2 protein-coding genes and 1 pseudogene are annotated in these 21,514 nt (G+C 74.6%); all 3 read right to left on the bottom strand.

What is annotated here, in order from left to right; all coding sequences use genetic code 11:
- Window positions 1–6: 6 nt before the first annotated feature.
- Window positions 7–6,267: pseudogene (locus MID12_RS32020) on the bottom strand (type I polyketide synthase); the annotation flags it as partial.
- 46 nt (window positions 6,268–6,313) lie between these two features.
- Window positions 6,314–16,579: a type I polyketide synthase gene (locus MID12_RS32025; RefSeq protein ID WP_411577087.1), complete on the bottom strand. Its 10,266-nt coding sequence runs from the start codon at window positions 16,577–16,579 to the stop codon at window positions 6,314–6,316.
- On the bottom strand, window positions 16,576–21,501 hold the full coding sequence (locus MID12_RS32030) for a type I polyketide synthase (RefSeq protein WP_411577030.1): 4,926 nt from the start codon (window positions 21,499–21,501) through the stop codon (window positions 16,576–16,578). The genes MID12_RS32025 and MID12_RS32030 overlap by 4 nt, the downstream gene beginning before the upstream one ends.
- Window positions 21,502–21,514 lie beyond the last annotated feature (13 nt).

The raw sequence follows: 21,514 nt of genomic DNA on the forward strand, positions 1-21,514 counted from the left end.
AGGCGGTCAGGTGCGGTGCGGGAGGCTGTCCAGCCAGTCCTCGATCGCCTGGGCGGTGGGGCTGGAGAAGTCCTCCATCATCGTGAAGTGGTTGCCGCGGACGTCGACGGTCTCGTGGGGCAGTTCCCAGAAGGAGCGCCAGTCCGGCAGGTCGGCCAGTTGCAGGGAGCCCGTGGACAGCGGCTCGGTGGCGCGGACCAGCAGGGTGGGCGTGGCGATGGGGTCCGGCTCCCAGGTGCCGAAGAGGTTCAGGTACCAGCCCATGGCGGACAGCCGGTCGTCGTCCATGGTCACGAAGACGCCCTCGCGTTCGGTCATGCCGTCCATCAGGGACAGGCCGAACTGGTTGAGGATGCTGCTCTTGGGGACGTAGGTGTCGACCAGGACGACGGCCGCGGGCGTGTGGCCCATGCGCTCCAGATGGCCCGCGGCGGCCTGGGCGAACCAGCCGCCCGCCGAGGACCCGAGCAGCACGATGGGCGCCCCGTCGGCGGCTTCGGCGACGGCCTCGGCCTGGGCGGCGACCACGGCCGCGGCGGTCTCGGGCAGGGGCTCGCCGCGGCCGAAGCCGGGCAGGGCGAGCGCGGAGACATCCCGGCGCCCGCGCAGCGAGGCCGCGAAGCGGGCGTACTGGTGGATGCCCGCGACGGCCAGGCAGGAGGAGAAGCAGAACAGGTGCTCGCGGGCCGGGCCCTTGCTCAGCCGTACCGGCTTGGGCAGTTGGGGCAGTTCCGCGGGGGAGGCGAACCGGTCGCGCAGCGCGGCGGTGGCGTGCAGCAGGTCGAAGATCTCCTTCCACTTCCCGGTGGCGAAGGCCTGCGTGTACAGGGCGCTCAGCGTCGTCGACTCCCCACCCGCCGGCGCCGCCACCGCGCCGGTGGTGTCCCCGGCGGGTGCGCTGGTGCGCGCCGCGGCGAGGTCGGTGCGCAGCCGCTGGGCCAGCTCGGTGGGGCTCTGGTGGTCGAAGACGAGGGTGGCGGGCAGCCGCAGTCCGGTGGCGGCGGCGAGCCGGTTGCGCAGTTCGACCGCGGTGAGCGAGTCGAAGCCGGAGTCGACGAAGTCGTGCGTGGCGCCGATCGCGGAGGCGTCCGGGTGGCCGAGGACGACGGCGACCTGGGTACGCACCAACTCCACCAGGAGCGCGGTCTGTTCGTCCTCGTCCAGACCCGCGAGGCGGGAGAGCAGCTCCGATCCGCCCGCGCCGGAACCGGCCGCGGCGGCGGTGGTGCGCCGGGTGGCCGGGGTGCGCACCAGGTGGCGCAGCAGCAGCGGCACCGAACCGGCCGAGGCCCCGGCCCGCAGGGCGGCCATGTCCAGGCGCATCGGCACCAGGTGGGCGGTGCCCAGGGCCAGGCTGGTGTCGAGGAGTTCCATGCCCTGCTCGGCGCTGAGCGGGGCGATCCCGGAGCGGCTGGTGCCGGTGGCGGGGGTGGCGCCGGTCATGGAGCCGGGCTGCGCCCACAGGCCCCAGGCCAGGGAGTGGGCGGGCAGCTGCCGGACCCTGCGGTGCTGGGCGAGGGCGTCCAGGAAGGCGTTGGCCGCCGCGTAGTTGCCCTGCCCGGCGCCGCCGAGGACACCGGCGGCCGAGGAGTAGAGCACGAAGGCCGCCAGGTCCAGGTGCGCGGTGGCCTCGTGCAGGTTCCACGCCGCGTCCGCCTTGGGGCGCAGGACGGTGTCCACCTGCTCGGGGGTGAGCGAGGTGAGGGTCTTGTCGTCCAGGACGCCCGCGGTGTGGAAGACACCGGTCAGCGGGTGCGCGGCGGGCACCGCGGCGATCAGCGCCTCCAGCGCCTGCCGGTCGGCGACATCGCAGGCGGTCAGCGTCACATGCGCGCCCAGCGCGGTCAGTTCCTCCCGCAGCTGCTCGGCGCCCTCTGCCCGCGGTCCGCGGCGGCTCGCCAGCAGCAGATGGCGCACCCCGTGCGCGGTGACCAGGTGCCGGGCGAGCAGGGTGCCCAGCCCGCCGGTGGCGCCGGTGACCAGGACGGTGCCCTCTGCGTCGAGGGCGCGGGCCGGCTGCTGTTCCGCGTCCGCCTGGGCGCGCGCCAGGCGCGGGGTGTGCAACTGCCCGGCGCGCAGGGCGAGTTGGGGTTCGCCCGTGGCCAGGGCTGCGGGCAGGGCGCGGAGCGAGGCCTCGTCCTCGTCCAGGTCCACCAGGACGAAGCGGTCGGGGCTCTCGGACTGCGCGGAGCGGATCAGCCCCCACAGCGCGGCCTGCGCCAGATCACCGATGTCCTCGCCCGGGCCGGTGGCGGCGGCGCCGCGGGTGACGAAGACCAGCCGGGAGGCGGCGAAGCGCTCGTCGGCGAGCCAGCTCTGCGCCGCCGCCAGGGCGCCGTCGAGCGACTGCCGGACGGCGCCCGGCAGTTCGCCGGTGGCGGGCGGGCAGGTCAGCAGGGTGTGGGCGGGCACCGAGGTGCCGGACTCGGCCGCCGCGCCCAGGGCGTCGAGGTCCGCGTAGGACTCCAGGTGGACGCCCGCCGCGAAGAGGTCCTCGGTCAGCTCCAGAGCGTCCTCGCCGATCATGGCGGCCCGGGTCACGGCGGGGGCTTCGGTGCTCCGGCTCGGCCAGTCGAGGCGGAACAGGGCCTGGCTGGCGGCGGCGCGGGCGCCGCCCAGCTGCTCGCCGCTCATCGCGCGCAGCAGCAGCCCCTCGACGGTGGCCACCGGCGCGCCGGTGGTGTCGGCGAGGTCCAGGGCGACCGAGTCCTCGCCGGTCGGGGTGAGCCGTATCCGCAGGTCCTGGGCGCCGGTGGCGTGCAGGGACACTCCGGTGAAGGAGAACGGCAGCCGGCTCTGCTCGCTCTGCAGCGCGGGCGCCAGCGCGATGGTGTGCAGGCAGGCGTCGAGCAGCGCCGGGTGCAGTCCGTACGCACCGGCCGCCGAGCGCTGGGAGGCGGGCAGCCGGATCTCGGCGTACACCTCCTCGCCGCGCCGCCAGGCGGTGTGGAGGCCCTGGAAGGCCTCGCCGTAGGCGAAGCCGCCCGCGGCGAAGCGCGCGTACACCTCGCTGACGTCGATCTCCTCCGCGTCCGCCGGGGGCCAGCTCGTCAGCTTCTCCCCGCCGCCGGTGGCGGTGGGGGAGAGGATGCCGGTGGCGTGCGCGGTCCACGGCTCGCCCAGGCCCGCGTCCTGCGGGCGGGAGTGGATGTGCAGTTCCCGGCGGCCGTCCGCGTCCGCCTCGCCCGCCCGCACCCGCAGCGTCAGCGCGCCGCGGGGCGCGAGGATCAGCGGGGCGCCCAGGGTCAGTTCCTCGACCTGGGCGCAGCCGACGTGCTCGGCGGCCTGGACGGCCAGTTCGAGGAAGGCGGTCCCCGGCAGCAGCACGGTGTTCGCCACCGCGTGCCCGGCCAGCCACGGCTGCGCGCCCAGCGACAGGCGCCCGGTCAGCACCAGCGCGTCGGAGCCCGGCAGTTCGACCGCGGCCCCGAGGAGCGGGTGGGCGGCCTCGCCCAGGCCCGCCGCGGCCAGATCACCGGCGCCCGCCGGGGAGTCCAGCCAGTAGCGCTCGCGCTGGAAGGCGTAGGTCGGCAGGTCCACCCGCCGCCCGCGGCCGGTGAAGAAGCCGCCCCAGTCCACGGTGGCACCGTGCGCCCAGGCCCGGCCCAGACCGCTCAGCAGGGCCTCGGGCTCGGGCCGGTCGGCGCGCAGCAGCGGTACGAACACGCCCGCCCCCGCATCGGCCAGGCAGGACTGGCCCATGGCGGACAGCACCCCCGAGGGCCCGATCTCCACGAACCGGGTCACGCCCTGCCGCTCCAGATGAGCGATGCCGTCGGCGAACCGCACCGCCTGGCGCATGTGCGCCACCCAGTACGCGGCATCGGCCAGCTCCGCCCCGGCCGTCTCCCCGGTGACATTGGAGACCACGGGCAGACGCGGCGCCTGGTAGCGCACCCGGCCCGCGATCCGGGCGAACTCGGCAAGGACCGGCTCCAGGAGCGGGGAGTGGGCCGCGACCTGGACGCTGAGCCGCTTGCTCTTGGCGCCGACCGCGGCGGCCACCTCCAGGACCGCTTCCTCGGCGCCGGAGATCACCGTGGCCTCGGGCCCGTTGACCGCGCCGAGGCTCACCTCGTCCTCGCGGCCCCGGAGATGGGCCAGCACCTCCTCCTCGGAGGCGGTCAGCGAGACCATCGCCCCGCCCTGGGCGACCTGCTGCATCAGCCGGGCCCGGGCGGCGGCCAGCGCGCAGCCGTCCTCCAGGGAGAACACCCCGGCGACCTGCGCGGCCGCCAGCTCGCCCACCGAATGGCCGACCACGAAGTCCGGGACCAGCCCGAAGGACTCCACCAGCCGGAACAGCGACACCTCCAGCGCGAACAGCGCGGTCTGCGTGTACACCGTACGGTCGAGGAGCTCCTTGTCGCCGCCGAAGACCACCTCGCGCAGCGGCAGCGGCACATGCCCCGCAAGGTGCGTGTCCAGCGCGGCGCACACCTCGTCGAAGGCGGCCGCGAACACCGGGAACGCCTCGTACAACTCCCGTCCCATGCCCAGGCGTTGGGCGCCCTGCCCGGCGAAGAGGAACGCGGTGCGGCCCGCGTCGGCCACCGCGCCCTCCGCCTGGCCGGCGGCGATCTGCCGCAACCGGCCCAGGAGTTCGTCCCGCCCGGCGCCGGCCACGGCCACCCGGTGGCCGAGCGCGGAACGGGTCAGCGCCAGCGAGTACCCGATGTCGGCCGCACTCGCCTCGGGCGTCGCCTCCACCCGCTCGGCCAGCCGCAGCGCCTGCGCCCGCAGCGCCTCGGGGGAGCGCGCCGACAGCAGCCAGGGCACCACCGCGGTGGCGGGGGTGCCGTCCTGCGGCAGGGCGGCCGCCGCTTCGCCGACTCCCCCCGCGGCCCCTTCGGGTGCGGCCGTGTCGGCAGCCGCCTCCTCGGCGGGTGCCTGTTCCAGGATGACGTGGGCGTTGGTGCCGCTGAAGCCGAAGGCGGAGACCGCGGCCCGGCGCGGTCTGCCCTCCACCACCGGCCAGGGGCGGGCCTCGGTGAGCAGCTCCACCGCGCCCGAGGCCCAGTCCACGCTCGGCGAGGGCTCCTCGGCGTGCAGCGTCTTGGGCAGGATCCCGTGGCGCAGGGCCATGACGGTCTTGATGACGCCGCCGACCCCGGCGGCCGCCTGGGTGTGCCCGATGTTCGACTTCAGCGAGCCCAGCCACAGCGGATCGCCGCCGTCGCGGTCCTTGCCGTAGGTGGCGAGGAGCGCCCCGGCCTCGATCGGGTCGCCGAGCGAGGTGCCGGTGCCGTGCGCCTCGACCGCGTCGACCTCGGCCGGGCCCAGGCCCGCGTCGGCCAGCGCCTGCTGGATCACCCGCTGCTGGGCGGGCCCGTTGGGCGCGGTCAGTCCGCTGCTGGCGCCGTCCTGGTTGGTGGCGCTGCCGCGCAGCACCGCGAGGACCTCGTGCCCGTTGCGGCGGGCCTCGGACAGCCGCTCCACCAGGAGCATGCCCACGCCCTCGCCCCAGCCGGTGCCGTCCGCGGCCGCCGAGAAGGCCTTGCAGCGGCCGTCGGCGGCCAGCCCGCGCTGGCGGCTGAAGTCCACGAAGGCCACCGGCGTCGACATCACCATCGACCCGCCCACCAGCGCGAGCGAGCACTCGCCCCGCCGCAGTGCCTGCGCCGCCAGATGCAGCGCGACCAGCGAGGAGGAGCAGGCCGTGTCCACGGTGACCGCCGGCCCCTCCAGGCCGAAGGTGTAGGCGATCCGGCCGGAGGCGATGGAGCCCGAACCGCCGCTGCCGACATAGCCCTCGACATCCTCCGGCGCCTGCCGCAGCCGGGTGGCGTAGTCCTGGTACATCACGCCCGCGAAGACCCCGGTACGGCTGCCGCGCAGCCGCGCCGGATCGATCCCGGCCCGCTCGAAGGCCTCCCAGCCGGTCTCCAGGAGCAGGCGCTGCTGGGGGTCCATGGCCAGGGCCTCGCGCGGGGAGATCCCGAAGAACGCCGGGTCGAAGTGGGCGGCCTCGTCGAGGAATCCGCCCTCGCGGGCGTAGCTGGTGCCCGGGGTGTCCGGGTCCGGGTCGTAGAGCGCGTCCAGGTCCCAGCCCCGGTCGCCGGGGAACATCGAGACGGCGTCGTGGCCGCCCGCCACCAGCTCCCACAGGTCCTCGGGCGAGGCGACCCCGCCCGGGTAGCGGCAGGCCATGCCGATGACGGCGATGGGCTCCTGGGCCCGGTCCTCGCTGTCCTTCAGGCGCTGGCGCGTACGCGCCAGATCCGTGGTCACCCGCTTGAGGTAGTCGCGGAGCTTTGCCTCGCTCACCGTTTACCGCCGTTCACGTCAGAAATCTCTTGCTTGCGGGCAGGGGTCAGGACAGGCCGAGTTCGTTCTCGATGAAGTCGAAGACTTCCTCGTCGGACGCGGCGTCGATACGGCTGCCGAGCGCGTCCTGCGGGACCTCGCCGAGCTGGGCGAGCAGGTCCTGCAACCGGGCGGCGAGCCGGGTGCGCGCCTCTTCGTCGGCGGCCACCTCGGCCAAGTGGCCCTCCAGCGCGTCCAGTTCGGCGAAGGAGGCCTGCGCCCCGGAGAAGGGGGCGGGCGCGATCTCGGCCTGCAGGTGCTCGGCGATCGCCCGGGAGGTCGGATAGTCGAACAGCAGCGTCACCGGCAGCCGCAGCCCGGTGCCGCGGCCGAGCTGGTTGCGCAGCTCCACCGCGGTCAGCGAGTCGAAGCCCAGGTCCAGCAGGCCCCGTTCGGCCTCCACCGCGGCCGCGCTCTCGAAGCCCAGCACACCGGCGACGGTGGTGCGTACCAGATCGAGCAGGAAGATGCCCCGCTCCGCCTCCGCCAGCCCCGCCAGATGCTCCTTGAGCCCCCCGGCACGACCCGTTCCTCCGGCGTCCGCCCCGGCACTCGCCCGGCGGCGTACGGGGCGCGCCTTGACCAGGCCGCGCAGCAGCGCCGGCACCGGACCCGCGGCGAACGCGGCCGTGTCCAGCCGCATCGGCAGCACCACCGCCTCGTCCAGGGCACCGGCGGTGTCGAACAGCCGCGCCCCGTCCGCGGAGGAGAAGGGCAGGATGCCGCCGCGGGCCAGCCGCTTCAGATCCGTGCCGTCCAGCTTGCCGGTCATCTCGCTGCGCTCGGCCCACAGCCCCCAGGCCTGCGACTGCACCGGCAGGCCCTGGGCGCGGCAGTGCTGGGCGAAGGCGTCCAGGAAGGCGTTGGCGGCCGCGTAGTTGGCCTGCCCCATGCCGCCGAAGGTGCCCGCGATGGAGGAGAACAGCACCAGCGCGGTACGGCCCGACTCCCGGGTCAGCTCGTGCAGGTTCAGTGCCGCGTCCACCTTGGGCCGCAGCACCCGCTCCAGGCGCTCGGGGGTGAGCGAGGAGACGACACCGTCGTCCAGGACCCCCGCGGTGTGCACGACGGCGGTCAGCGGATGCGCCGCGTCCACCGTCGCCAGCAGCTCGGCCAGCGCGCCGCGGTCGGCCGCGTCGCAGGCCACCAGGCGGGCATCCGCGCCCGCGGCGGCCAGCTCCGCGAGGAGTTCGTCCGCGCCCTCGGCGTCGGGCCCGCGCCTGCTCGCGAGGAGCAGATGCCGCACCCCCCGCTCGGCGGCCAGATGCCGGGCGATGACCCCGCCGATCGTCCCGGTGGCCCCGGTGACCAGCACGGTCCCCTCCGGATCCCAGACGGCTTCCGGGCTCTCCTCGGGCCGTAGCGTGGCCAGTCGGGCGGCCCGTACGGAGCCTTCGCGCAGGGCCAGTTGGGGTTCGTCCAGGGCGAGGGCCGCGGGCAGCGCCACCGCCGAGTCCGGGTGCTCGTCCAGGTCGACGAGGACGAAGCGGCCGGGGTTCTCGGTCTGCGCGGAGCGCACCAGCCCCCACATCGCGGCATGCGCCAGGTCCGCCACCTCCGCGTCGGGATCGGTGGCCACCGCGCCCCGGGTGAGGAACACCAGCCGCATCTGCGCGAAGCGCTCCTCGGCCAGGTGGGCCCGCACCAGCGCCAGTGCCCGCTCGCAGGCCGCCCGTACCGCCTCGGCGGTGGGACCCGGCAGCGGAGCCAGCGGGACCAGGAGCGTGCCCGGCAGCTCGTCGGGCAGTGCCGCCAGATCCGGGTGACGGCGCACCCCGAACTCGTCCAGCCCCTCCAGCTTGAAATCGTCGTCGCCCAGCACCGCCCAGCCGTCGTTCCCGAACTCGGTGTCCGCGGAGGGGAGTTCGGTGACCGGGGTCCAGTCGAGCCGGTAGAGCGCCTCACCGCCGCCCGTGTTCTCGCCGAGGCGCTCGGGGCGCTTGCGCAGCACCAGGGACGCCACGCTCGCCACCGGCCGCCCGATGGCGTCGGCCACCGTCAGCGCCACCGTGTCGGTGCCCTTCGGGCTCAGCCGCACCCGCAGCTCGCCCGCCCCGGCGGCGTGCAGCGACACGCCCGTGAAGGAGAACGGCAGCCGCCCCTCGTCCGCCTGCAGAGTCGGACCGAGCGCGATGGTGTGCAGTGCGGCGTCCAGCAGGGCGGGGTGCAGACCGTAGTCCGTGGCCGACTGCTGCTGCTCCTGGGGCAGCCGGATCTCCGCATAGACGTCCTCGCCCTGCAGCCAGGCGGCCCGAAGGCCCTGGAAGGCCGGCCCGTAGCCGAAGCCGTTCGCCGCGAACCGCTCGTACAGATCCGCGACGTCGACCGGCTCGGCCCCCGGCGGCGGCCAGGCACCCCCCAGCTCGTAGGGGGCCTCGGCCTCGTCCACGGCCAGCACTCCGCTGGCATGCTGCAGCCAGGGCACCTCACCGCCCGCGTCCTTCGGCCGGGAGTACAGGCCCAGCGAACGCCGCCCGCTCTCGTCGGGCGCCTCCACCACCATCTGCACGGTGGCGGCGCCGTTTTCGGCGAGGATCAGCGGGGCCTGCAAGGTCAGCTCCTCGACCTGCGCGCAACCGGCCTGGTATCCGGCCTGCAGCGCCAGCTCGACAAAGGCGGTGCCGGGGAAGAGGACCGACCCCGAGACCGCGTGGTCGGCCAGCCACGGCTGGGTCCGCACCGAGAGCACCCCGGTGAACACCAGCTGCTCACTGCCGGCCAGTTCGACCGCGGCCCCCAGCAGCGGATGCCCGGCCGCGCCCAGACCGGCCGAGGTCACATCGGTGAACTCCATCGGCGCGTCCAGCCAGTACCGCTTCCGCTGGAAGGCGTACGTGGGCAGCTCCACCCGCCGTGCACCACGCCCCGCGAAGACCCGGTGCCAGTCCAACCGCCCGCCGTGGGCGTGGAGTTGACCGATCCCGGCGAACAGCGCCTGGGCCTCGGGCCGGTCCTTGCGCAGCAGCGGCCAGAACGCACCCTCCTGCAGGCAGTCCTGCCCCATCGCGGCCAGGACACCGCCGGGACCCACCTCCACGAAGCGGGTGACCTGACGGGTCGCCAACTCCTCGATGCCGTCGGCGAATCGGACGGCTTGGCGGACGTGGCGTACCCAGTAGTCGGGGGTGGCGATGTCGTCGTCGGCGAGGGTGCCGGTGACGTTGGAGACGACGGGGAGGTGGGGGGTGTGGTAGGTGAGGGTGGCCGCGAGCTTGCCGAATTCGGCGAGCATGGGCTCCATGAGGGGGGAGTGGAAGGCGTGGGAGACGCGAAGTCGCTTGGTTTTCGCGCCTGTTGCTTCGGCGATCTGAAGGACGCTCGCTTCGTCGCCTGAAATCACTGTCGAGGCCGGGCCGTTGATGGCGGCGATGCTCACCCGGTCCTCGAAGCCCTCCAGATGGGGCAGGAGGTCGGCTTCGGGTAGTTGGAGGGACACCATGGCGCCGCCTTGGGGCAGTGCCTGCATCAGGCGGCCGCGAGCGGCGGTCAGGGTGGCGGCGTCTTCGAGGGAGAACACCCCGGCGATGTGTGCGGCGGCGATCTCCCCGATGGAGTGGCCCATGACGAAGTCCGGTGCCACGCCCCACGATTCGAGGAGCCGGTACAGGGCCACTTCGAGGGCGAAGAGGCCGCTCTGGGTCGACACCGTGCGGTCGAGTGCCTCGGCGTCTTGCCCGAAGACGACATCCCGTACGGGGACGTCCAGATGGCGGTCGAGTTCCGCGCACACCGCGTCGAACGCCGCGGCGAAGACGGGGAACGTCTCGTACAACTCGCTGCCCATGCCCAGGCGTTGGGCACCCTGCCCGGTGAACAGGAAGGCGGTGCGGCCGGAGCCGGCCACGGTGTCCGGGCGGGTGCCGGAGGCGAGGTGCGCCAGGTCCGCGAGGAGTTTCTCCCGGTCGGTGCCGACGAGCACGGCGCGGTGGGCGAAGGAGGCGCGGCCGGTGGCCAGCGAGTAGCCGACGTCCAGGGGTTGCAGTTCGGGGCGGTTCTGGAGGTGGGTGTGCAACTGGGCGGCCTGGGCGCGCAGGGCGTCCTCGGTGCGGGCGGCCAGCGGCCAGACCGTGAGGTCTCCGGCCACCGAGGCCGCCTCCACCCCGGCCAACTCTCCGGCCGGGTCGTCGGCGAGGCCCTCGACCGGGCTCTCGACCGGGCTCTCGGCGGGGTCATGGGCGAGGTCGTCGGGGTCGTGGGCGGGGCCCTGTTCGAGGACGACGTGGACGTTGGTGCCGCTGACGCCGAAGGCGGACACCCCGGCGCGGCGCGGGCGCCCGGTGGCGGGCCAGGCGCGCGACTCGGTGAGCAGTTCGACCGCACCGGCCGACCAGTCCACGTTGGGTGAGCGCTCCTCGGCGTGCAGGGTCCGCGGGAGGACGCCGTTGCGCAGCGCGAGCACCGTCTTGATGACTCCGGCCACTCCGGAGGCGGCCTGGGTGTGGCCGATGTTGGACTTCAGCGCGCCCAGCCACAGCGGCCGGTCGGCCGCGCGGCCCTGGCCGTAGGTGGCCATCAGCGCCTGGGCCTCGATGGGGTCGCCCAGCGAGGTGCCGGTGCCGTGCGCCTCCACCGCGTCCACCTCGTCGGCGGCCAGCCCGGCGTGGGCGAGGGCCTGGCGGATGACGCGCTGCTGCGAGGGGCCGTTGGGTGCGGTGAGGCCGTTGCTGGCGCCGTCCTGGTTGACGGCCGATCCCCGTACCAGAGCGAGGACTTCATGCCCGTTGCGCCGCGCGTCCGACAGACGCTCCAGCAGGAGCATGCCGACGCCCTCGGCCCAGCCCGCGCCGTCGGCATCGGCGGAGAAGGCCTTGCAGCGGCCGTCCGGGGCCATCGCGCGCTGGCGGCTGAACTCGATGAAGGTGTCCAGGGTCGACATCACCACCACCCCGCCCGCCAGTGCGAGGCTGCACTCGCCCTGCCGCAGCGCCTGCGCCGCCTGGTGCAGGGCCACCAGGGAGGAGGAGCAGGCGGTGTCGATGGTGACGGCGGGGCCTTCGAGACCGAAGGTGTAGGAGATGCGGCCGGAGGCGACACTGCTGGCGCTGCCGGTGGCCAGATAGCCCTCGAACTCCTCCGGTGCCCGCTGGAAGCGGGAGCCGTAGTCGTTGTAGCTGGCGCCGATGAAGACACCGGCCTGGCTGCCGCGGACCGTGGCCGGGTCGATCCCGGCGCGCTCGAAGGCCTCCCAGGTGGTCTCCAGGAGCAGGCGCTGCTGCGGGTCGATGGCCAGGGCCTCGCGCGGGGAGATCCCGAAGAACTCGGGGTCGAAGGCGCCCGCCTCGTACAGGAAGCCGCCGCCGGTGGCGTAGAAGGTGCCCGGCACCTCGGCGTCGGGGTGGTAGCGGCCCTCGATGTCCCAGCCGCGGTCCGCCGGGAACGCGCCGATGGCGTCCCGGCCCTCGGTGAGCAGCTGCCACAGGTCCTCGGGGCTGCTCACCCCGCCCGGCAGGCGGCAGCTCATCGCCACGATCGCGATCGGATCGTCCCCGGCAGCAGGAGCGCCGGGGCTGCTGCCCGCGGCGACAGCGGTGGTCGCGGCGGCTTCGGGGGCGGCGCCGCTCTCGTCGAGGAGGAAGCGGGCCAGCGCGCTGACGGTCGGGTAGTCGAAGACCAGGGTGACCGGCAGCCGCAGTCCGGTGGCGGTGCTGAGCCGGTTGCGCAGATCGACCGCGGTGAGGGAGTCGAAGCCCAGCTCACGGAAGGCGCGTCCGGCCTCCACTTCGCTCGGATCGGCGTAGCCGAGGGCCGCGGCGACCTCGGTGGCGGCCAGCTGGGTCAGCGCCTCCTCGGCCTGGGTGCGGGAGAGTCCGGCCAGCCGCTCGGCCAGCGGGGTCGCCCCCTCCGTACCGGCGCCGGTGGCCGTGGTGTTCGGGGCGGGCTGCGCCTCGGGGAGCGCGGCGAGGACGGGGGCGGAGCCGAGCGCGGGGGTGGCGGCGATCAGCCGGTCCCACTCGATGTCCGCCACCGCCACATAGGCGTCCCCCGCGTCGAGGGCCTGCTGGAGGGCGGCGACGGCCGAGTCGGGAGCCATCGCGGGCATCCCGGTGGCCCGCAGCCGCGCCTTGACCTGCTCGTCCACCAGGCCACCGCCCGACCAGGCGCCCCAGGCCACCGAGGTGGCGGGCAGGCCCTGGGCGCGCCGCTGCTGGGCGAGGGCGTCCAGGAAGGCGTTGGCGGCGGCGTAGCTGCCCTGCCCGGGGCCGCCGAGGGTGCCCGCGAAGGAGGAGAAGAGCACGAACGCCGAGAGCTCACGCGTCCGGGTCAGCTCGTCGAGGTGCAGCGCCGCGTCCACCTTCGGGCGCAGCACGCCCTGGGCCCTCGCCGGGGTGAGCGTGTCGAGGACACCGTCGTCCAGGACGCCCGCGGTGTGCACCACGGCGTCCAGCGCGGGACCCTCCTCGTCGATACGGTCGAGCAGCGCGGCCAGCGCCGCCCGGTCGGACACGTCGCAGGCCGCGAGCAGCACCTCGGTGCCCGCCGCGCGCAGTTCCTCGGCCAACTCGGCCGCCCCGGGCGCCTGTTCGCCGCGGCGGCTGGTGAGCACCAGGCGGGCGGCGCCGCTGCGGGCCAGCCAGCGCGCCACATGCGCTCCCAGCCCGCCGGTGCCGCCGGTCACCAGGACCGTGCCCCGCGGCTGCCAGCCCTCGGCGGCGAGGGCTGCCGTGGCGCGCACCAGCCTGCGCCCCTGCACGCCCGAGGCGCGCAGCGCGAGCTGGTCCTCGCCCGCCGCCTGCCCGGCGAGCACCCCGCACAGCCGGGCCGCGGCCCGCTCGTCGAGGATTTCGGGCAGGTCGATCAGGCCGCCCCCGCGCTGCGGGTACTCCACCGCGGCGATCCGGCCCAGTCCCCAGTTGAGGGCCTGGAGCGGGCGGGCCACCGTCTCGGCCCGGCCGGTGGCCACCGCGCCGCGGGTGGCGCACCACAGCGGCAGATCGGCTCCCGCGTCACCGAGCGCCTGGAGCAGCGCCAGATGCTGGGCGAACCCGGCGGGCTGCGCCTCACCGGCCGTCCACGGCTCCTCGTCCAGCGCGAGCAGCGAGAGCACCCCGGTGGGCGCGCCCTCGGCCGTCAACTGCCCCAGCCGGGCGGCCAGTTCCTCGCGCCCGGCCTCCTCCCGGGTCAGTTCCCACAGCCGTACGCGGGCGCCGTGCACGCGCAGCGCCGCGGCGATCTGCTCGCCCTCCGCCCCCGCCGAGGCGGGGGCCACGAGCAGCCAGTCGCCGCCCTGGAGGACTCCCGTATGGGGGGAGGCGAGGGTGTCGTCCAGCGGTGCCCAGGTGACGTGGTAGCGCCAGGAGTCCAGTACGGCGCGTTCGCGGCGGCCCCGCCGCCAGGCGGCGAGGGAGGGCAGGACGTGGGTCAACGCCTCGCTGTCGAGGTCGAGTTGGCCTGCCAGCTGGGTGGTGTCCTCGCGTTCGACGGCCTCCCAGAACGCGGCGTCCTCGGGGTCGGCCGCGGTGGGGGCGGCGGCCTGGCCCTCCAGCCAGTAGCGCTGGCGCTGGAAGGCGTAGGTGGGCAGGTCGACCGGCCGGGCGTCCGTTCCGGCGAACAACGCGGTCCAGTCGACCTCGGCGCCGCGTGCGAAGGCCTCACCGAGCGAGGCGGCAAAGCGCGCCGGTCCGCCTTCCCCGCGCCGCAGGGAGCCGACGACCACGGCCTCGGGGGCTGCTTCCTGCACCGGCATCGTCAGCACCGGGTGGGGGCTCGCCTCGACGAAGAGGGCGAACCCGGCCTCGCTCAACGCGCCTATGGCCGTGTCGAGTTCGACGGTCTCGCGCAGGTTGCGGTACCAGTAGCCCGCGTCCAGCGAGGCGGTGTCCACCAGCTCACCGGTCACCGTGGAGCAGAACGGGATCTCGGCGCTCTGCGCCCGGATCGGGGCGAGGACGTCGAGGAGTTCGGCCCGCAGTTCTTCGACGTGGGCGGAGTGGGAGGCGTAGTCGACGGGGATGATTTTGGCGCGGATGCCGTCGGCTTCGCAGGCTTCTTGGAGTTCTCGTAGGGCGTCGGGTTCGCCGGAGACGACTGTGGAGGCGGGTCCGTTGACGGCGGCGAGGGATAGGGTTCCGTCCCAGGCGGTGAGGCGTTCGCGTACTTGGTCTGCGGGTTGGGAGACGGACATCATGCCGCCGCGTCCGGCGAGTTGGCGGCCGATGGCCTGGGAGCGCAGGGCGACGACGCGTGCGCCGTCCTGGAGGGAGAGGGCTCCGGCGACGACGGCTGCGGCGATCTCGCCCTGGGAGTGTCCGACGACGGCGGCGGGGGTGACACCGCAGGCCCGCCATACCTCGGCAAGCGAGATCATGATGGCCCACAGGGCGGGCTGGACCACGTCCACCCGTTCCAGCGACGGCTCACCTTCGGCTTCGCGCAGCACTCCCGTCAGCGACCAGTCCACGAACTCCGCGAGTGCGGACTCGCATTCGGCGAGGCGGGCGGCGAACACGGGGGAGGAGTCGAGGAGTTCGACGGCCATGCCCGCCCACTGCGAGCCCTGCCCGGGGAAGACGAACACCGGGCGCGGGTCGGCCGCGAGGGTGCCGTTCCCGCGTACCACCGCCGCGGAGGGGGAGTCGTGCGAGGCCAACTCCCGCAAGGCGGTGAGCAGTTCCTCGCGGTCCGCTCCGGCGACGACGGCCCGGTGCGAGAAGCGGCTGCGGGTGGCGGCCAGGGAGTAGCCGATCTCGGCCGGGGACAGCTCGGGGTGGGTACCGGCGTGGGTGAGCAGCTGCCGGGCCTGGGCGCGCAGCGCCGCCTCGCTCTTCGCGGAGAGCACCCACGGCAGCAGGCCCCCGCCCAGCGGAGCGGACGCGGCCTCCCCGCCCTCGGCGCCGTCCGGCGCGGGCGCGGCCGTTTCGGGGGCCTCTTCGATGAGGGTGTGCACATTGGTGCCGCTCGCGCCGAAGGCCGAGATGCCCGCCCGCCGGGGCTGCTCACCGCGCGGCCACGCGCGGGCCTCGGTCAGCAGTTCCACCGCGCCCGAGCCCCAGTCGATCCGCGAGGAACGCCGGTCCGCGTGCAGGGTCTTGGGCAGCAGGTCGTGCCGCAGCGCCTGGACCATCTTGATGACCCCGCCGATGCCGCCGGCGGCCTGGGGGTGCCCGATGTTCGACTTCAGCGAGCCGACCAGGACGGGCCGCTCCTCGGGCCGGTCCTTGCCGTAGGTGGCGAGCAGCGCCCCCGCCTCGATCGGGTCGCCCAGCGGGGTGCCGGTGCCGTGCGCCTCGACGGCGTCGACCTGGTCGGCGGTGAGCCCGGCGTTGGCCAGGGCCTGGCGGATGACCCGCTGCTGGGAGCGGCCGTTGGGGGCGGTCAGCCCGTTGGACGCACCGTCCTGGTTGACGGCCGAGCCGCGTACCACCGCCAGGACCTGGTGGCCGTTGCGCCGGGCGTCCGAGAGGCGCTCCAGGAGCAGCATGCCCACGCCCTCGCCCAGGCCCATGCCGTCGGCGCCCTCCGCGAAGGCCTTGCAGCGCCCGTCCCAGGCCAGACCGCGCTGCCGGGCGAAGCCGATCAGGCCCATCGGCGCGCCCATCACCGCGGCGCCACCGGCCAGCGCCAGCGAGCAGTCGCCCTGGCGCAGCGACTGGCAGGCCAGGTGCAGGGCCACGAGCGAGGAGGAGCAGGCGGTGTCGATCGTGACCGCGGGGCCCTCCAGGCCCAGGGTGTAGGAGATGCGGCCGGACATGATGCTCGCGGAGATCCCGGTGACCAGATGGCCTTCCAGGCCCTCGGGCATGTGCGGCCAGTCGGGTACGTAGCCCTGGTAGGCGGCGCCGACGAAGACGCCCGTCTTGGTGCCGCGCAGCGCGGCCGGGTCGATGCCGCCGCGCTCGAAGGCCTCCCAGCTGGTCTCCAGGAGCAGGCGCTGCTGGGGGTCCATGACGGTGGCCTCGCGCGGGGAGATCCCGAAGAACGCGGGGTCGAACTGGTCGGCGTCGTGCAGGAATCCGCCCTCGGTGGCGTAGACGGTGCCCTGCCGGTCCGGGTCCGGGTCGTAGAGGCCCTCCAGGTCCCAGTCGCGGTTGTGGGGGAAGCCGGAGATCGCGTCGCGGCCCTCGACGAGCAGGTCCCACAGGCCCTCGGCGTCGCGTACGCCGCCCGGGTAGCGGCAGCTCATCGCGACAATGGCGATGGGCTCCCGGGCCGCGGCGGTCAGCTGCTGGTTCGCGCGGCGCAGCCGCTCGGTCTCCTTGAGGGACTCGCGCAGCGCGCCAACGATCTTGTCGGTGGGGTTTGCCATGGTGGTCAGCTCCGCACTCGCGTCCGTCAGAGGTCGTTCTTGTCGTAGGCCATGCGCACCAGGTCGTCGACGTCGAGCTCGTCGATCGACTCGGTGTCCTGCGTGCCGTCCTCGCCCGCCCCGATGTCGGCGCGGGCCAGGCGCAGGAGGTCGTCCAAGAGCCCGGACTCCCGCAGCCGGGGCAGCGGGATGACCGTCAGCGCCTTCCTGACCTCGGCCTCCTCGGGGTCGGCGTCGGTGAAGGCCTCGTCCTCGGGGAAGAGTTCGCCGCCGAGGTGGCCGGCCAGCTCGGCGGCGCTGGGGTAGTCGAAGACGACGGTGACCGGCAGCCGCAGCCCGGTGGCCGTGCCGAGCCGGTTGCGCAGATCGACCGCGCTGAGCGAGTCGAAGCCCAACTCCCTGAAGGCGCGGGTCACTTCGACGGCCTCGGGCCCGGTGTAGCCGAGCACGGCGGCGATCTGGGCGCGCACCAGCGACAGCAGGGCCGCCTGCCGGTCCCCGGCGCTCATACCGGCAAGGCGCGTGCGCAGCGAGGAGGACTCCGCGCCGCCGTCGTCGGGCGTCTCGGCGGCGGCCAGGATCCGGGCGACCTCGGGGACGCGGCCGAGCAGCGGGCTGGGGCGGGCCGAGGTGAACACGGGCACGAAGCGCTCCCAGTCCACGTCCGCGACCACGACCACGCGCTCGTCGCGGTCCAGGACCTCCTGGAAGGCGTCGATGGCCGTCTTCGGCGCCATGAACGGGATGCCCCGCCCGCGCAGTTGCTCCTCGGCGAGGTTGGCGGCCATACCGCCCTCCTCCGGGCTCCAGATGCCCCACACCACCGAGGTGCCGGCCAGCCCGCGGGAGCGCCGCTGCTCGGCGAGCGCGTCGAGGTAGGCGTTGGCCGCCGCGTAGGCGCCGTGCTCGCCGCTTCCCCAGACCGCGGAGATCGAGGAGAACAGCACGAAGGAGTCGAGGGTGTCCTTGTCGAAGAGGGCGTCCAGGTGGGCGGCGCCCGCGACCTTCGCCTCGGCGGTGTCCGCGAACTCGGCCAGGTCGGTGTCGGCCAGCGGCACCAGCACGCCCGCGCCCGCGATGTGCATGACGGTACGGATCGGCGGGCCCTCGGCCTCGACCTCGGCCACCAGCGCGGCGAGGGCTTCGCGGTCGGCGACGTCGCAGGCGGCGATCGTCACCTTCGCGCCCAGCTCGGCCAGTTCGGCACGGAGCGTGTCGGCGCCGGGCGCCTGCGGGCCGCGGCGGCTGGTGAGCACCAGGTGGGTGGCGCCGTTGCGGGCGAGCCAGCGGGCGATCTGCGCGCCGACGCCGCCGGTGCCGCCGGTCAGCAGGACCGTGCCGCGCGGTGTCCAGGAGGCGCCCGTCGGGGCGGGCGCGGTGGCGCGCACCAGGCGGCGGGCGAAGACTCCCGAGGAACGGAGGGCGAGTTGGTCCTCCTCGCCGTATCCGGCGAGCACCCCGCACAGCCGGGTGGTGACGCGCCCGTCGACGGTGCCGCCGGGCAGGTCGATCATGCCGCCCCAGCGCTGCGGGTGTTCCAGCGCGGCGACCCGGCCGAGACCCCAGACCGCCGCCTGCGCGGGGCTGAGCAGGGGCTCGGCCGCCTGGGTGGCGATCGCGCCCTGGGTGAGCAGCCACAGCGGCGCGTCGATGCCGCGGTCCCCGAGCGCCTGCACCAGCGCGAGCGTGGCGGCCAGGCCCTGGGAGAGGCCCGCGTGCACGGGGTGCGGTGCGTCCGCGAGGCCGAGCAGCGACAGCACCCCGGCGGGTGTCTGCCCGGCCGCCTCGGCGAGCCGCGCGGCGAGCTCACCCCGCTCGGCGAGTCCGTCGGGGACCTCGACGAGCACGGTGGCGGCCCCGTTCGCCTCCAGCGCCTCCCGTATCGCGGCGGCCGTCTCGCGTGCGGCCTCGCCCTCGGGGACGGCGAGCAGCCAGGTCCCGTCCAGCGTGGCGGAGGCCGGGTCCGCCGTACGGTCCCAGGTGACGTGGTAGCGCCAGGAGTCCAGTACGGCGCGTTCGCGGCGGCCCCGCCGCCAGGCGGCGAGGGAGGGCAGGACGTGGGTCAACGCCTCGCTGTCGAGGTCGAGTTGGCCTGCCAGGTGGGTGGTGTCCTCGCGTTCGACGGCCTCCCAGAACGCGGCGTCCTCGGGATCGGCCGCGACCGTCTCCGCACCGCGGGCGGGGCTCTCCAGCCAGTAGCGCTGGCGCTGGAAGGCGTAGGTGGGGAGGTCGACCGGCCGGGCGCCCGTCTGGGCGAAGAGCGCGGCCCAGTCGACGGCGGCGCCCTGCGTGAAGGCCTCGCCGAGCGACGTCACGAAGCGGGCCGGTCCGCCCTCTCCGCGCCGCAGGGAGCCGACGACCACGGCATCCGGGGCGGTCTCCTGCACCGGCAGGGTGAGCACCGGGTGGGGGCTCGCCTCGATGAAGGTGCCGAACCCGGAACCGGCCAAGGTGGCGACGGCGGCCTGGAGTTCGACGGTCTCGCGCAGATTGCGGTACCAGTAGCCCGCGTCCAGCGCGGTGGTGTCCAGCAGCTCACCGGTGAGGGTCGAGCAGAACGGGACCTCGGAGGCCCGCGGCTTGATCGGGGCGAGGACGTCGAGGAGCTCCGCGCGTAGCTCTTCGACGTGGGCGGAGTGGGAGGCGTAGTCGACCGGGATGATCTTCGCCCGGACACCGTCGCTCTCGCACTGGGCGAGGAGTTCCTTCAGCGCGTCGGGATCGCCGGAGACGACCGTGGAGGCGGGTCCGTTCACCGCCGCGAGGGAGAGGCGTCCGTCCCAGGCGGTGAGGCGTTCGCGTACTTGGTCTGCGGGTTGGGAGACGGACATCATGCCGCCGCGTCCGGCGAGTTGGCGGCCGATGGCCTGGGAGCGCAGGGCCACCACGCGTGCGCCGTCCTGGAGGGAGAGGGCTCCGGCGACGACGGCTGCGGCGATCTCGCCCTGGGAGTGCCCCACGACGGCGGCGGGGGTGACACCGCAGGCCCGCCATACTTCGGCGAGGGAGATCATGATGGCCCACAGGGCGGGTTGGACGACGTCCACCCGTTCCAGTGAGGGTGCGCCTTCGGTTTCGCGCAGGACGTCGGTCAGTGACCAGTCCACGAACTCCGCGAGTGCGGACTCGCATTCGGCGAGGCGGGTGGCGAACACGGGGGAGGAGTCGAGGAGTTCGACGGCCATGCCCGCCCACTGGGAGCCCTGCCCGGGGAAGACGAACACGGGCTTCCCGGCGGGCCGGGCGCTGCCCTGGGCGAGGGCGCCGACCGGCTCGCCGCGTACGAACCCGGCCAGGGTCCGGCGGAAGTCCTCGGTACCGGTGCCGACGACCACGGCGCGGTGCGGGAAGCGGGCCCGGGTGTGGATCAGGGAGTGGCCGATCTCGGCGGGGGAGAGGCCCGGTTGGGCGCCGAGGTGGGCCAGGAGGCGTTCGGCCTGGGCGCGCAGGGCCGGCTCGCTCTTCGCGGAGAGCACCCACGGCAGCGTCCGCTCGCCCAGCGGGGCGGGCCCCTGGGCAGGGGCGGGCGCCTGGTCGGGCGCGGGCGGGGCCTGTTCGATCAGGGCATGGGCGTTGGTGCCGCTGGCGCCGAAGGCGGAGACGGCGGCCCGGCGCACCCGGCCGGTCTCGGGCCAGGGCCGGGCCTCGGTGAGCAGTCGCACCGCGCCCGCGTCCCAGTCGATCCGGGGCGACGGCTCCTCGACGTGCAGGGTCCGGGGCAGTACGCCGTGCCGGATCGCCTGCACCATCTTGATCACCCCGCCGACCCCGGCGGCGGCCGCGGTGTGCCCGATGTTCGACTTCAGCGAACCGAGCCACAGCGGGTCGCCGTCGCCGCGGTCCTTGCCGTAGGTGGCGAGCAGGGCGTTCGCCTCGATCGGGTCGCCGAGCGAGGTGCCGGTGCCGTGCGCCTCGACCGCGTCCACGTCGGCGGGGGTCAGGCGGGCGTGGGCGAGGGCCTGGCGGATCACGCGCTGCTGGGCGCGGCCGTTGGGTGCGGTGAGCCCGTTGGAGGCGCCGTCCTGGTTGATGGCCGAGCCCCGGATCACCGCCAGGACCTGGTGGCCGTTGCGGTGGGCGTCGGAGAGGCGTTCCAGGAGCAGGACGCCGATGCCCTCGCCCCAGGCGGTGCCGTCGGCGCCCGCGGCGAAGGCCTGGCAGCGGGAGGAGACGGACAGGGCACGCTGGCGGCTGAACTCGATGAAGCCGCTGGGGGTGGACATCACCGTGGTGCCGCCGGTCAGCGCCAGCGAGCAGTCGCCCTGGCGCAGCGACTGGCAGGCCTGGTGCAGGGCCACCAGCGAGGAGGAGCACATGGTGTCGACGGTGACCGCGGGCCCTTCCAGGCCCAGGGTGTAGGAGACGCGGCCGGAGAGGATGGCACCGGAGGCGCCCAGCGACATCTGCCCTTCGAGGCCCTCGGGCAGTTCGGTCAGGCCGCGGGCGTAGTCGAAGTCGGTGGCGCCCATGAAGACACCGGTGTCGCTGCCGCGCAGGGTGCCCGGGTCGATACCGGCCCGCTCCAGGGTCTCCCAGACCACTTCGAGCAGCAGCCGCTGCTGCGGGTCCATGCTGAGCGCCTCGCGCGGCGAGATCCCGAAGAACGCGGGGTCGAACTGGTCCACCTCGTCGAGGAATCCGCCCTGGCGGGCATAGGTGCGGCCCTCGCGGTCGGGGTCCGGGTCGAAGAGGTTCGCCAGGTCCCAGCCGCGGTCGGTCGGGAAGTCGGACATGCCGTCCCGGCCTTCGGTGACCGCATCCCACAGGTCCTCGGGCGAGCGGATACCGCCCGCGTAGCGGCAGTTCATCGCCACCACGGCGATGGGCTCGGGGCTCTTCAGCTCCTCGATCCGCCGGTGGGCGGCGCGCAGGTGAGCGGTGGCCTGCTTGAGGTAGTCACGCAGTTTCTTCTCGTTGTCCATGGGGGTGTCAGCTCCTGGGGAGGGCCACAACGCGGGGACGGCG

It is taken from the genome of Streptomyces sp. SCSIO ZS0520, from assembly GCF_025643355.1.
GTDB lineage: Bacteria > Actinomycetota > Actinomycetes > Streptomycetales > Streptomycetaceae > Streptomyces > Streptomyces physcomitrii.